Raw genomic sequence first — 13,954 nt, forward strand, 5'->3', positions numbered from 1 at the left:
GCCGGCCCGCGTCACGCCCGTTATCCAGGGAGCCTCCTCTGCCCGAGGCGCCCTGGTGCTGCTCCTGCTGCTGATCACCCTGGCGCTGGCGATGGTGGCGAGCCTGGGCATAGGCGCCCGGCCGCTGTCGGCGGCGCACCTCCTGCACCTGCTCTTCGCGCCCGATGGTTCCACCGATGCCGTGGTGCTCTGGGAACTGCGGCTGCCGCGCACTCTGCTCGGGCTGCTGGTGGGCGCCGCCCTAGGCCTGGCCGGTACCCTGATGCAGGCGCTGACCCGCAATCCCCTGGCCGATCCCGGGCTGTTGGGCATCAACGCCGGGGCGGCCTTTGCGGTGGTGGCCGGGCTGTCGCTGGTGGGGCTGGACGATGCCCCGACGCGCCTGGCCTGTGCCCTGCTGGGGGCGGCCCTGGCCGCCGGCCTGGTCTATCTGCTCGGCGGCAGCGCGCCGGCTCGTGGCCAGCCGCTGCGGCTGATCCTCGCCGGCATCGCCCTGAGCGCCAGTCTAAACGCCTGCACCGGCATCATCACGCTGTTCGACAGCGCGGTATTCGACAGCTATCGCTTCTGGGCGGTAGGCGCCCTGAGCGGCCAGACACCAGGCGGCGCCCTCACTATCCTGCCCTTGCTGCTGATCGGCCTGCTGCTGGGCCTGCCCCTGGGCGGCCGCCTCAATGCCCTGGCCCTGGGCGACGACCTGGGTCGCGCCCTCGGCGCCCGCCCCGGGCAACTGCGCCTGCTGGCCTTCGTCGCCATCGTGCTGCTGTGCGGTGCGGCCACCGCGGTGGCCGGCCCCATCGGCTTCCTGGGGCTGGTGGTGCCCCACGCCCTGCGCCTGCTGGTGGGCGCCGACTGGCGCTGGATCCTGGCGCTGGCGCCCCTGGCCGGTGCCAATCTGCTGTTGCTGGCCGATACCCTGGGCCGCCGTGTGGCCCTGCCGGGCGAACTGGAGGCCGGAATCGTCTGTGCCCTGCTCGGCACCCCAGTGTTGCTCGCCTTGATCATCCGCTCCGCCCGCCGGGTGCGCCCTTGAGTCGCCATCGTTTCGCCCCTCGCCGCTCGGCACGCTTCAAGGCCTGCCTGTTGCTGCTCATGCTGGCAGCCATTGGTATCTGCACCCTGACCCTCAGCGGCGGCGCCTTCGCCCCGACGCCGCACCGGGTGGTCGCCACCCTCATGGGCCAGGGTGATGCCCTGGCCCGCCTGATCTTGCTGGACTTGCGCCTGCCACGGCTGCTGGCAGCCTTTGGTGTCGGTGCGGCCCTGGGCGCGAGTGGCGCCATCTTCCAGCGCCTGGCGCGCAATCCGCTGGCGAGTCCGGACCTGGTGGGCTTTACCGTCGGCTCGGCCAGCGGCGCCCTCATCACCCTGCTCTGGCTGCAACTGGGCGGCGCGGCCCTGATGCTGGGCGCCCTCACCGGCGGTCTCTTGGCGGCGGTGCTGGTGGCCGGGCTCGCCGGTCTGGCCGGCATCCGTGGCGAACGGATGATCCTGCTCGGTATAGCCGTCAGCGCCCTGCTCGCCTCCCTCAACGAATACCTGCTGACCCGCGCCGAGCTGGATGAAGCCCAGGAAGCCCGGCTCTGGCTGTTCGGCAGCCTGGACATGATGACCTGGAGCCGCACCCTGACCCTGCTCGCCGGCTGCCTGTTGCTGCTGCCGCTGGCCGCCTGGCTGGCGCGCCGGCTGCGCCTGCTGGAGCTGGGCGACGACTTGGCCCGAGCCCTGGGCCTGGCCGTGCTGCCCAGCCAGAATCTGCTGCTGGCCGTCGCGGTGGCCCTGGCGGCCCTGGCCATCGCCACCGCCGGTCCCATCGGCTTCGTCGCCCTGGCGGCGCCCCAGCTGGCCCGGCGCCTGATCCGCAGCGCCGATCTGGGCATCCTCACCCCTGCCCTGCTCGGCGCCTGCCTCACGGCGCTCGCCGATCTGCTGGCCCAGCGGCTGCTGGCACCCTTCCAGATTCCGGTCGGGCTGCTCACCGGCGCCCTGGGCGGCCTCTATCTGATCTTTCTGCTGAGCCGCGAATGGCGGCGGACCTCATGAGCCAAGACGCTTCTCCCAGCCGCCTCGCCGCCCACCGTCTGACCGTGGGCTATGGCGGCCAGCCGATCTGCGCCGATCTCGACGTGCGGCTGCCCGATGGCCGTTTCACCGTCATCATCGGCCCCAACGGCTGCGGCAAGTCGACCCTGCTGCGCAGCCTGGCGCGACTGATCCGCCCCAGCGCCGGCGAGGTGCGCCTGGACGGCCGGCTGATCCAGGACCTGCCCACCCGCGAGGTGGCGCGGCGCATCGGCCTGCTGCCGCAGAGCGCCGTGGCCCCGGACGACATCCTGGTCAGCGACCTGGTGGCCCGCGGGCGCCATCCCCATCGGCAGGCCTTCGCCGGCTGGACGGATGCCGACGAGGCGGCGGTGCAGCGCGCCCTGGAAGCCACCAATACCCTGGAACTGGCAGAGCGCGCGGTGGACAGCCTTTCCGGCGGCCAGCGCCAACGGGTATGGATCGCCCTGGCCTTGGCCCAGGAGACACCGCTGCTGCTGCTCGACGAGCCCACGACCTTCCTGGACATCGCCCACCAGGTGGAGCTGATGGAGTTGCTCTGCCGCCTCAATCGCGCGGGTGGCCGCACCCTGGTGGCGGTGCTGCACGACCTCAACCAGGCCTGTCGCTACGCCGACCATATCATCGCCCTGCGCGCCGGGCGGATTCTCGCCGAGGGCCCGCCGGCGCAGATCGTCACCCCCGAGCTGATCGAGGCGCTGTACGGCCTCAAATGCGCGGTGATCGAGAATCCCCTGGCGGGTACGCCGCTGGTGATTCCTTATTAAAAACAGGTCCCGGAAAACGCTGCGCGGTTTTCCAGGCTACCGGTAGCCTTGTCCACCGTCGCGCCACCCATCTTGTCGGACGACCTTGCAGGTGCTCCACTGGCGGTCCAGAACAAAAACGGAGCCCGCCATGCATATCGTCATCCCCGACGACTACCAGCACGTCGTCGAAACCCTGGACTGCTACCCCCTGCTCCAGCGCGCCGGGCATCAGGTGACGCTCTACCACGACGCCGAGCGTGATCCCAAGGTGCTGGTGGAGCGCTTCCGCGATGCCGATGCCCTGGTGCTGACCCGCGAGCGCACCCGCGTCGACGCCGAGCTGCTGGCGCACCTGCCGCGGCTCAAGCTGATCAGCCAGACCGGCAAGGCCACCGCTCATCTCGACGTGGCCGCCTGCACTCGCCAGGGCGTGGCGGTATGCGAAGGCAGCGGCTCGCCGGTCTCCACCGCCGAGCTGACCTGGACCCTGATCCTCATGGCTCGCCGCAAGCTCAAGCCGGCCATCGACGCCCTCTATGCCGGGCGTTGGCAGGTCAACCTGGGCGAGCGGCTGGATGGGCAGATCCTCGGCATCTGGGGCTACGGCAGGATCGGCCAGCGCCTGGCGCGCTACGGCCAGGCCTTCGGCATGCCGGTGCTGGTCTGGGGCAGCGAGGCCTCGCGTGCCCGCGCCGAAGCCGACGGCCATCGCGCAGCGACCAGCCAGGAGTCTTTCTTCGCCGAGGCCGATGTCATCAGCCTGCACCTGCGATATAGCGAGCGCAGCCGGGGCTGCGTGCGCGCCGAGGACCTGGCACGGATGAAGAAGACTGCCTTGCTGGTCAACACCGCCCGCGCCGGCCTGATCGAACCCGGCGCCCTGCTCACGGCGTTGGAACTGGGGCATCCCGGCCAGGCGGCGCTGGATGTGTTCGAGCAGGAACCCGTGGCGCCGGACGATCCCCTGCTCGCCCATCCCCAGGTGCTCTGCACGCCGCACCTGGGGTACGTGGAAAAGCACAGCTACGAACTCTATTTCGGCGAGGCCTTCGCCAACCTAGTGGGCTTCTTCGCCGGCGAACCGACCGGCCTGGCGAATCCGGAGGTGTTGGGGCGGTAAGGCCGGATGCGCGTGGATAAGGCTGCGCCGTTATCCACCCTACGCTCGAATCTTCGTAGGGTGGAAAACCGCGCGGCGTTTTCCACGGCTCTGGCTTTACCGCACCTGTTGGGCTTCGACGATGCAGCCGTCTCAGCCCAACCTACGAATCGGGTGCCTTTCAGCGTAGGTTGGCGTTGAGCGCAGCGAAGCCCAACAGTCCACGGCGCGGTCTGGCGTTGGGCTTCGACGATGGAGCCGTCTCAGCCCAACCTACGGAAGCCGCTCCCTTACCGCGGCGGCGAAGGCAGTGGACGCTTCCTGGGGGATGTTGTGGCCGCAGCCGGGTAGCACCTCGTAGCGCAAAGGCCCATGGAAATGCCGGGCTACAACGGTTTCGCCCTGTACCTTCGTCACGCCGTCGTCCGCACCGGCCAATACCGTGGTGGGCACGTCGATGGGTGGCTGCGTGGCGAGCCGGCGCTCGGTCTCGGCATAGGCCGGATCATCCGGCGCGAGGCCGTAGCGGTGGCGATAGGAGTGGATCACGGTGTCGACGAAATCGGGATTGTCGAAGGCCGCGGCGGTAAGCGCGTAGGTGGCATCACTGAAGTGCCAGCTGGGCGACCACAGTGACCAGAGCAATCGACAGAAGTCGCGGCGATGGGCCGCCAGGCCTGCGCGGCCCCGCTCACCGTGGAAGTAGTACTGGTACCAATAACGCAATTCCGCCTCCGGGGCGCCAGGCTGCGTAGCGGCGGTGGGGATGTCCTGGATCGGATAGCCGTCCCCCAGCACCAGCCCCGCGACCCGCTCCGGCCAGAGCGCGGCCACGATACCGGCGGCGCGACCGCCCCAGTCATAGCCAGCCAGGGTCGCCCGCTCGAGCCCCAGGGCATCGAGCAGCGCCAGGACGTCGTGGGCCAGGGCGGCCTGCTGGCCGGAGCGCGGGGTGTCGGCGCTTAGATAGCGCGTTGCGCCATAGCCACGTAGGTAGGGCACATAGACCCGGCAGTCCTCGGCGGCCAGTTCGTCGGCCACCTCATCGTAGGCATGGATGTCGTAGGGAAAGCCGTGCAGCAGCAGGACCGGCGGGCCATTTTCCGGTCCTTGGACCTGATAGGTCACGTCCAATACGCCTGCCTGGATGGAGGTGAGCATGGGAGTTCTCCGCAAAGGGGCTCTAGAGCGGAGACTCAGGTGGGCTTGGGAGTTCCCGACGTCGAGGCGTCGCGTGGAAAACGCCAGGCGGTTTTCCATCCTATGGCGTCCAAGAGCATCGCGGCCATGGGCCGCTCCTACGGGAGTATCCGTTTCCCGTAGGAGCGGTCGCTACGGCGCACCGGCATGGCCGCGATTAGCAAAGCGCAAAAACTGATAGCAGTGACGTAGGTTGGCGCTGAGCGCAGCGAAGCCCAACGCGGGGTGTCCGCCTCGTTGGGCTTCGACAATGAAGCTGTCTCAACCCAACCTACGGGTCTTCCGCGCCAGGATGACCTGGCTACCCCGCCAGATACCGTCCGATCAGGGTCACGCCAGAGACCAGCACCAGCCAGGTCACCAACCGGGTGAAGCGTTCGTGGGACAGGCGCCGTTGCAGGTGGCGACCGATCCAGCCGCCGAGCACCATGGCCGGTAGCAGGCAGACGGCGAGCAGCAGCAGGCTGCCGTCGCTGTAGGCGCCGGCGATCAGCAGCAGGACGATGCGGATGGAGGCGCTGCAGCCGATGAGGAAGCTCTGGGTGCCGCGGATAGCGTTCTTGTCTTCCAGGCGGCCGTTGAGATAGAGCGCATAGAGAAACCCGCCACTGCCGAACAGGGCGCCGCAGAGGCCTCCGACGCCACCTGCGGGGATCGACCAGGCCGGCGCCAGCTGGCGAAAACCCTTGGGCGTGAGCAGGCTGTAGGTGGAATAGGCGACCACGAAGAGCCCCAGCCAGAGCATCAGCAGCCGGGCATCGGTGCGCATCAGCAGGTAGGTGCCCAGGGCGGCGCCGAGCAGCAGCATGGGCAGCAATCGCCTGAGTTCGCGCCCGGCAATGGCGCGGCGATCCGGCAGCCAGTTATGAAAGGAGGCGAGGAAATCCAGCATCACCAGCAGCGGCACGATGCGCGACAGCGGCATCCAGCTGGTGAGCAAGGGACCTGCGACCAGGGCGCTGCCGAAACCGGCCACGCCGAAGATCAGATAGGCCAGGACCACGATGGCTTCGATGAACAGCCAATCGAGCGGACTGAAGGCGGGAATCAGGGCAGCGAGGGTTTCGAGCATGGGGCGCATCCTGCGACAGGAAATCGCATTCTGCGCCCGCGGAACGGCTCGTGAAAACCGCCGGCTGCCCGCGTTCACGGGAACCGGCGATCCAGAGCGACTCAGGGAATCAGGCGCTGGGCTCTGAGGCGGGTGAAAAGGTCGAGAAAGCTCGCCCGGGTGTCGCGATAGCCGAAGAAGCCCAGGTCACGGCTCTTGGTCATGTCGTTGAGGCATTCGATCTCGCGACCGAGGTCGGCGTCGCTGTGCCACCAGGAAGCGAGCTTGTCGACATCGGCTTCCACCAGGTCGTGTTCCTCGGCCAGCTTGCGCCACTGCGCCGGGGCCGTGTCCTTCATCCGCGCTTCCAGCGGCATGGGCTGCTCGGGATAGGGTGCCGGCTCCAGGTCGAAGAAGGCGGCGATCTCGCTCCACAGCCAGCGCCAGCGGAAGACATCGCCATTGACGGTGTTGAACGCCTGGTTGCGCGCCGCCGGTGCCAGGGCCGCCCACTCCAGCTGCTCGGCGAGCAGGCCGGCATCGGTGACGTCGGTCAGGCTGTCCCACTGGGTACGGGAGCCGGGAAAGACGAAGGGCTGGCCGGTGGCCTTGCACAGGGAGGCGTAGACCGCCAGGGTCAGGCCCATGTTCATGGCGTTGGTGCCCTTGGCCTGGCCGATCATGCTGTGGGAGCGGTGCACGCTCCAGCCGAAGCCATGCTGCTCGGCGGCGGCGAAGAGGATGTCTTCCAGGGTGTAGTAGAAGTTGGCGCCGGGCTGGCGCGGTTCGCTTTCGCGGAAGGGCGTCTCGGCCTTGCCACTGCCGTATTCCTCGAAGGAACCCAGGTAGTGCTTGGTGCCGGTGACCAGCGCCAGGTGCTGCAGCGGCGCGCCGGCCAGGGCCTGGCAGAGGTTGTTCATCATGGCGCCATTGGCCTCGACGTTTTCCTTCTCGGTGTCACGGCGGGTCCAGGTGCAGAAGAACACGTGGCTGATCAGCAGGCCGGCCAGGGCCTGGCGGGTGGACTCGGCATCCAGCAGGTCGGCGGCGACCGGGATGACGCCCTCCTGGGCCACGGGTTTACGGGCCAGGCCATAGACCGTCCAGCCCGACGCCACCAGGGTGTGGGCCAGGTTGTAGCCGGAAATGCCGGTAACGCCAACGATAAGAGCAGTGCCCTTGCGCATGAAACCTCCAATAGGGTTGAGGGAGAGCCTGCGGCAGTCGCAGGCGCTGTAGATAAGGGAGTGCCTTGTCTCAGGGTTGATTCCAGCCTATTGGAGAATTAACGGCGTATCCTGGGTATAAATTCCTCTTTCACTGGAATCAGATTCCGCAATAAGGAACTGCCCTTGTATTCTTCCGAACGCCTCAAGGGGCTCGACGTCTTTGTCACCGTGGCCGATCTCGGCAGCTTCACCGCCGCCGGCGAGCGCCTCAATCTCACCGGCTCGGCCGTCGGCAAGAGCGTGGCGCGACTGGAAAGCCGGCTGGGCGTGCGGCTGTTCCAGCGCACCACCCGCCGCCTGAGCCTGACCGAGGCCGGCGCCAGTTTCTATCGCACCTGCACCGGGGTGCTGGCCGAGCTGGAACAGGCCGAGCTAGGGCTGACCGCCCAGGAGGGCGAGCCCCATGGCCGGGTGCGCATCGACCTGCCCGCTTCCTATGGCCGCCTGCACGTACTGCCGCTGATCCTGGAACTGCTGCACCGCTATCCCCTGCTGCAACCGGATCTGTCCTTCGCCGATCGCTTCGTCGATCCGGTGCACGAGGGCATCGACATCCTGGTGCGCATCGGCGGCTCCGATGCCTGGCCGGCCAGCCTGGGGCATCGCTTCCTCGGTACCCAGCGCCAGGTCTTTTGCGCCGCTCCGGCCTATCTTGCCCAGCATGGCCGACCCCAGACCCCGACCGACCTGGTCGATCACCAGTGCATCGGCTTTCGCCAAGCCGACGGCCTGGTCAGCCCCTGGCAGCTGCGCGGCGAGCAGCCGGGCGATAGCGAACGCTGGGTGTTCCAGCCGCGGCTGGTAGTGGGCGATGGCGAAGGCGAGGTGCTGGCGGCGCTGGCTGGCCATGGCATCGCCCAGCTGCCGACCTGGCTGATCGCCGAGCACCTGGCCACTGGCGCCCTGGTCGATGTGCTGCCCGAGCATGCCGTCGACGGCTCGCCGATCAACCTGGTATGGCCGCGCAGTCGCGAGACCCTGCCCCGGGTCCGGCTGCTGCTCGACCATCTGGCCGCGCGCCTGTTGCCTACCGTGGCGCCGCGGATGTCCCGCTAGGCACGACCGGTCGACGGCTGCGTCGTACCAGGCCGTGCGCCACGGGAACATCGTCCCAGACACCCCGGTCGTAAAACGTCGTACCCCTGCCTGACCCGAGTTCCATCGATGGGCGGCATGACGATTATCGAGACGATCGATTGGCGCCGCCGTGCCTGGCTGCGCAGGATCGATGGTTTGCTAGCTGGCCAGGCCCGCCTGGCCGCCCCCGTTCCACCATCTAGATGAGGTATCTCATGAGCCAAGCCCAAGGCTACGCTGCCCAGTCCGCCGACCAGCCCCTGGCGCCCTACTCCTTCGAGCGCCGCGAGCCGGGTGCCCACGACGTGCAGATCGACATCCTCTTCTGCGGCGTCTGCCATTCCGACCTGCACACCGCACGCAACGAGTGGAACAACACCCTCTTCCCGTCCGTGCCCGGCCACGAGATCGTCGGCACCGTTACCGCGGTCGGTGCCCACGTGAAGAATTTCAAGGTCGGCGACAGCGTCGGCGTCGGCTGCATGGTCGACAGCTGCCAGCACTGCGCGCCCTGTGATGCCGGCGAAGAGTCCTATTGCGAGAACGGCTTCACCGGCACCTACAACGGCAACCTCTACGGTGGCAGCGAAAACACCCAGGGCGGCTACTCCGACCACATCGTGGTCAACGAGAAGTTCGTGCTCAAGGTGAGCCACACCGAGAACCTGGCCGCCGTGGCACCGCTGCTGTGCGCCGGCATCACCACCTACTCGCCGCTGGCCCACTGGAAGGTCGGCCCGGGCAAGAAGGTCGGCATCGTCGGTCTGGGTGGCCTGGGCCACATGGGCGTGAAGATCGCCCACGCCATGGGTGCCCATGTGGTGCTCTTCACCACCAGCGCCAACAAGAAGGACGACGCCCTGCGTCTGGGCGCCGACGAAGTGGTGGTCTCGAAGAACGAAGACGAGATGGCCGCTCATGCCAACAGCTTCGACTTCATCCTCAACACCGTGGCCGCGCCGCACAACCTGGACGCCTTCCTCACCCTGCTCAAGTGGGACGGCACCATGACCCTGGTCGGCGTACCCGCCGAGCCGCACCCGGCGCCCAGCGTGTTCAACCTGGTGATGAAGCGCCGCCAGCTGGCCGGCTCGCTCATCGGCGGCATCCGCGAGACCCAGGAGATGCTGGACTTCTGCGCCAAGCACGGCATCGTCTCGGACATCGAGCAGATCGCCATCCAGGACATCAACGAAGCCTATGAGCGCATGCTCAAGAGCGATGTGAAGTATCGCTTCGTGATCGACATGCAAAGCCTCAAGCAGGGCCAGACCGCGGCCTGATCCCGCGCTCCGTTCCGCCGACAACGCCCGCGCCCGTCGCGGGCGTTGTCATTTCCGGTAACGCATTTTTGGCGCGTCCTGCGGTCCTAGCGATGACGACAATAACGAGGCGGCCGCCATGCAGTGGGACAAGGGACAACGTAGCGACAATGTAGAACAGGCCAGCGGTGGACGCGGCATGAAGATCGGCGGCGGCCTGGGCCTGGGCGGCGTGGCCCTGGTGGTGGTGTTCGGCCTGCTCAGCGGCCAGAGCCCGACGCAGATCCTGGGCAACCTGATCAGCCTCAGCGGCCAGAGCGCGCCGAGCCAGCAGCAGACCACCGCCCCGGCGGACAATCGCCAGGTGGATTTCGTCCGCGTGGTGCTGGGCGAGACCGAAAATACCTGGACGCGCATCTTCCAGGCCCATGGCGAGCAGTACCAGCCGCCCAAGCTGGTGCTGTTCAACGGCCAGGTGCAATCCGGTTGCGGTGGCGCCACGGCGGCCAGCGGCCCCTTCTATTGCCCGGCGGACAGCAAGGTCTACCTGGACCTCACCTTCTTCCAGGAACTGCAGCAGCGCTTCGGCGCCGATGGCGACTTCGCCCGTGCCTATGTCATCGCCCACGAGGTCGGGCACCACGTGCAGAACCTCACCGGCACCACCAGCAAGATGGAAGCGGCCCGTCGCCGTGGCATCCCCACCGAAGGTGCCACCGGGTTGTCGGTGCGGCTGGAACTGCAGGCCGACTGCTATGCCGGGGTCTGGGCCAACGACGCCCAGAAACGCTTGAACTGGCTGGAGCCGGGTGACCTGGAAAAAGCCCTGAACGCCGCCAACGCCATTGGCGACGACCGCCTGCAACGCCAGTCCCAAGGTCGCGTGGTGCCGGACTCCTTTACCCATGGCAGCTCAGCGCAGCGGGTCAAGTGGTTCCGCGCGGGCTTCGACAGTGGCAAGGTGGAGAGCTGCGACACCTTCGCCGCCAAAGCGCTCTGATCCCTCGGGAGATCCTCGATGCATCGGCTGCTCGCGCTGTGCCTGGCGCTGGCCTGGGGCTCCGTCCTGGCGGCGCCTCACGAAGGCGTCGCCCGTATCGTCGACGACCGCCTGCCGATCGGTCAGGCGCAGGCCGCATTGCAGCTATCCACCGACTGGAATCAGCCGCACCCGGAAATTCGCCGCGCCCTGGTGATCGTCCATGGCCGCCTGCGCAATGCCGCGACCTATTTCCGCTCCGGCGAGACGGCCACGGCGGCAGCGGGAGCAGGCGCGGATACCCTGGTGATCGCCCCGCAGTTTCTCAACGAAACGGATATCCAGCGTCATCGATTGCCTGACGACCTGCTGCGCTGGCAAGGGAATGCCTGGATGGGCGGCGAGCCCGCCCTGGGCCCGCGACCCTTGAGCAGTTTCGCGGTGTTCGACGCCCTCCTCGCTCGCCTGGCGGACCGCCAGCACCTGCCCAATCTGCAGGAGGTGGTGATCGCCGGCCATTCCGGCGGTGGCCAGGTGGTGCAGCGCTACGCCGTCCTGGGCCAGGGTGGGCGCCAACTGGCCAGCAGCGGCATCCGCCTGAGATTCGTGGTGGCCAATCCGTCGTCCTATGCCTATTTCGATGGCCAGCGACCCGAGGCCCAGGGCCGGCTTGTGCCCTTCGCCAACGCGGCCGCCTGCGCGGACTTCGACACCTGGAAATATGGGATGCAGGGCTTGCCGACCTATGCCGAAGGGCGCTCTGCTGCGAGTCTGGAGCAGCACTATGTGGGCCTGGACATCACCTACCTGCTTGGCGCGCGTGATACCGACCCGCAGCATCCGGCGCTGGACAAAAGCTGCGCCGCCGAAGCGCAGGGCCCCTATCGTCTGGCACGCGGGCTGAATTACTACCGTTACCTGCAAGACCGTCATCCGGGGCTGCGCCAGCAACTGGTGGAGGTGCCCGGCGTCGGTCACAACGGCGATGCCATCTTCACCTCCGCCGAAGGCCGCCGGGCGCTGTTCGGCGTTGGCGGCTAGCCCTCGAAACCCAGTCGCTCGGTAGTACTGAGGATGTTCTGCACTCTGGCGACGAAGGCATCCAGGGTGAAGGGCTTGGCCAATACGGCCATCCGCTCACCGATCAGGGGCACGGGAGGCTCGCTGCCCGCCGCATACCCCGTGATGAAGAGGACCGGCAGGTGCGGGCGCAGGGTACGGGCCGCGTTGGCCAGCAGCCGGCCGTTCAGCCCCGGCAACCCGACATCGGTGATCAGCAGGTCGAAGCCCTCGCCTTCGCGCAGCGCCTCCAGGGCCGCGTCGGCATCGACCGCATCGCGATAACGCCAACCCTGGTCGACGAACAGCTGCACCAGCAACTCGCGAATGACCGCATCGTCCTCCACCAGCAGCACCCGGACGCTGGGCAGCGTGCGGGCCGCCTTAGCGCTGGAGGCGGCCAGGGGCACGCGGATCGGCGGGGCCGGATGACGCGGCAGCAGCAGGCTCACCCGACAGCCCTGCCCCGGCGTACTGGTCACGTTCACCTGGCCACGGGACTGCCGCACGAAACCATAGATCATGGACAGCCCCAGCCCGGACCCCTGGCCCACGGGCTTGGTGGTGAAGAAGGGTTCGAACACCCGCTCCAGCACCTCCGGAGGCATGCCCACGCCGTCGTCAGCGACCTCGATCAGCAGGTAGTCACCCGCTGGCAGCGCCGGGTCGGCGTCGCGCTGCACCCAGTTGCGCGCGCTGATGGTCAGGGTGCCGCCCGCGGGCATGGCATCGCGGCTGTTGATGGCCAGGTTGAGCAGGGCATTTTCCAGCTGGTGGGGATCGGCCTCGACCGGCCAGAGCCCTGCGTCCAGCTCGAGCTGGCAGCGAATCTGCGGCCCCAGGCTGTGCAGCAGCAACTCCTGGAAGTCGCCGATCAGTTGGGCCACGTCGACCGCCTGGGGATTGAGCGTCTGCCGGCGGGAAAAGGCCAGCAGGCGATGGGTGAGACTGGCGCCTCGCCCCACCGACTGGGTCGCGGTATCGAGCAGCCCGCCGACGCCAGCCAGGGCCTCCGCCGGCAACCGGCGGCGCAACAGATCCAGGCTGGCCTGGATGCCGGCCAGGAGATTGTTGAAATCATGGGCGATGCCGCCAGTGAGCTGGCCCACGGCCTCCATCTTCTGCGCCTGGCGCAGCAGCTCCTCGGCCTGGGCGCGACTGTGCATCTCTTCGCGCAGCTGGCGATTGGTCTCTTCCAGCTCGGCGGTACGCGCCTGCACCTGGACCTCCAGGGTGGCGCGCTCGCGGCGCAGCGCTTCCTCGGCCTCGCGACGGTCGTCGATGTCCTCGCTGGTACCGTACCAGCGGATCACCCGCCCAGCCTCGTCGCGGCGCGGATAGGCGCGGGTGCGCATCCAGCAATGGCTGCCATCCGCCAGCCGCACCCGATGCTCCTGATCGTAGGCCTGGCCGGCGCGGCACGCCGCGTCCCAGGCTCGCCGGGTCACCAGGCGGTCATCCGGATGCAGCAGCGACCAGAAACCCTCGGCCTGCAAGTCATCCTGGCCGGTCAGCTGCTGCCAGCGCGGCGAGAAGACCATGAGTCGGCCGCTGGGGTCACAGGTCCAGGTGTATTGCGGATTGAGCTCCACCAGGTGCCGATAGTGGTCTTCGCTCTCGCGCAGCTGCAGATCCGCCTGATGACGCTCGATGGCCAGGGCCGCGGTCTCGGTAACCAGGCGAAAGGCGTCGCGCTCGGCGGCCAGAGGGCGCCGCGGCTCCAGGAAATAGTTGGCGAAGGTGCCCAGCAGCCGGCCATCCAGGGCCAGCAGCGGCATCGACCAACAGGCGCGCAGGCCGTAACGTAGTGCCAGGTCCCGAGCGCCGGCCCACAGCGGATCGCGTGCAATGTCCTCGACATAGACGGCTTCGCGCCGGTAGGCGGCGGTGCCGCAGGAACCCGCCTGCGGACCTATTTCCAGCCGACCGAGATCGCGGCTGTAGGCGTCCGGCAGGCTCGGCGCGATCCCGTCCTGCAAGAAACGACCGTCATCGCTGAGCAGCAGGATGCAGGCATGCAGGCGCACCTGCGCCAGATGCTCCACCCGTTGCATCAAGGCATGCAGCACGTTGGCCAACGGCAGCCCGGTGGCAAGGCTTTCCAGCGTCTGGCGCTCGTACTGGCGCAGGTCACTGGCAGGCTGCTGATCGCTGGAAGATCGCTGAAGGCTCATACGACTGGCCT

Annotated in this window: 12 protein-coding genes; 8 read left to right on the forward strand and 4 right to left on the reverse strand. The window is 67.9% G+C overall.

Annotated features, from left to right (window positions below):
- The first annotated feature begins 55 nt into the window (after positions 1-55).
- The 4 genes from APT59_RS16110 to APT59_RS16125 all read left to right on the forward strand — a co-directional run bounded on the left by APT59_RS16110 (position 56) and on the right by APT59_RS16125 (position 3,933).
- Positions 56-1,033: a FecCD family ABC transporter permease gene (locus APT59_RS16110; RefSeq protein WP_059316928.1), complete on the forward strand. Its 978-nt coding sequence runs from the start codon at positions 56-58 to the stop codon at positions 1,031-1,033.
- The gene (locus tag APT59_RS16115; RefSeq protein WP_059315780.1) at positions 1,030-2,043 is read left to right on the forward strand and encodes a FecCD family ABC transporter permease; all 1,014 of its coding nucleotides are present in this window, start codon (positions 1,030-1,032) and stop codon (positions 2,041-2,043) included. The genes APT59_RS16110 and APT59_RS16115 overlap by 4 nt, the downstream gene beginning before the upstream one ends.
- Positions 2,025-2,831, forward strand: a complete 807-nt coding sequence (locus APT59_RS16120) for an ABC transporter ATP-binding protein (protein ID WP_059315781.1) — start codon at positions 2,025-2,027, stop codon at positions 2,829-2,831. Before APT59_RS16115 ends, APT59_RS16120 begins: the two co-directional genes overlap by 19 nt.
- Positions 2,832-2,961: 130 nt before the next feature.
- On the forward strand, positions 2,962-3,933 hold the full coding sequence (locus APT59_RS16125) for a D-2-hydroxyacid dehydrogenase family protein (protein ID WP_059315782.1): 972 nt from the start codon (positions 2,962-2,964) through the stop codon (positions 3,931-3,933).
- Between the two features lie 252 nt (positions 3,934-4,185).
- Here the strand turns inward: APT59_RS16125 and APT59_RS16130 are convergent, their stop codons facing one another.
- The 3 genes from APT59_RS16130 to APT59_RS16140 all read right to left on the reverse strand — a co-directional run bounded on the left by APT59_RS16130 (position 4,186) and on the right by APT59_RS16140 (position 7,350).
- Positions 4,186-5,073, reverse strand: a complete 888-nt coding sequence (locus APT59_RS16130; protein ID WP_059315783.1) for an alpha/beta fold hydrolase — start codon at positions 5,071-5,073, stop codon at positions 4,186-4,188.
- Between the two features lie 340 nt (positions 5,074-5,413).
- Positions 5,414-6,184 (reverse strand): sulfite exporter TauE/SafE family protein, encoded by a 771-nt coding sequence (locus APT59_RS16135; RefSeq protein ID WP_059315784.1) that lies wholly within the window; start codon positions 6,182-6,184, stop codon positions 5,414-5,416.
- Between the two features lie 101 nt (positions 6,185-6,285).
- On the reverse strand, positions 6,286-7,350 hold the full coding sequence (locus APT59_RS16140; RefSeq protein ID WP_059315785.1) for an SDR family oxidoreductase: 1,065 nt from the start codon (positions 7,348-7,350) through the stop codon (positions 6,286-6,288).
- Positions 7,351-7,515: 165 nt separating this feature from the next.
- Here APT59_RS16140 and APT59_RS16145 point away from each other — a divergent pair, with 165 nt between their 5' ends.
- From APT59_RS16145 to APT59_RS16160, 4 genes are all read left to right on the forward strand, one after another.
- Complete coding sequence (locus APT59_RS16145) at positions 7,516-8,448, forward strand: LysR family transcriptional regulator (protein WP_059315786.1); 933 nt, start codon at positions 7,516-7,518, stop codon at positions 8,446-8,448.
- A gap of 236 nt (positions 8,449-8,684) precedes the next feature.
- Entirely contained in the window at positions 8,685-9,752 is a 1,068-nt protein-coding gene (locus APT59_RS16150) for an NAD(P)-dependent alcohol dehydrogenase (protein ID WP_059315787.1), read from the forward strand.
- 118 nt (positions 9,753-9,870) lie between these two features.
- Positions 9,871-10,731, forward strand: a complete 861-nt coding sequence (locus APT59_RS16155; RefSeq protein ID WP_059315788.1) for a neutral zinc metallopeptidase — start codon at positions 9,871-9,873, stop codon at positions 10,729-10,731.
- Between the two features lie 18 nt (positions 10,732-10,749).
- Positions 10,750-11,751: a hypothetical protein gene (locus APT59_RS16160; protein WP_059315789.1), complete on the forward strand. Its 1,002-nt coding sequence runs from the start codon at positions 10,750-10,752 to the stop codon at positions 11,749-11,751.
- Here the strand turns inward: APT59_RS16160 and APT59_RS16165 are convergent.
- On the reverse strand, positions 11,748-13,943 hold the full coding sequence (locus tag APT59_RS16165; protein WP_059315790.1) for an ATP-binding protein: 2,196 nt from the start codon (positions 13,941-13,943) through the stop codon (positions 11,748-11,750). The genes APT59_RS16160 and APT59_RS16165 overlap by 4 nt on opposite strands.
- Between the last annotated feature and the right edge of the window lie 11 nt (positions 13,944-13,954).

Source organism: Pseudomonas oryzihabitans (assembly GCF_001518815.1).
In the GTDB taxonomy this organism is placed as follows: Bacteria; Pseudomonadota; Gammaproteobacteria; order Pseudomonadales; family Pseudomonadaceae; genus Chryseomonas; species Chryseomonas oryzihabitans_E.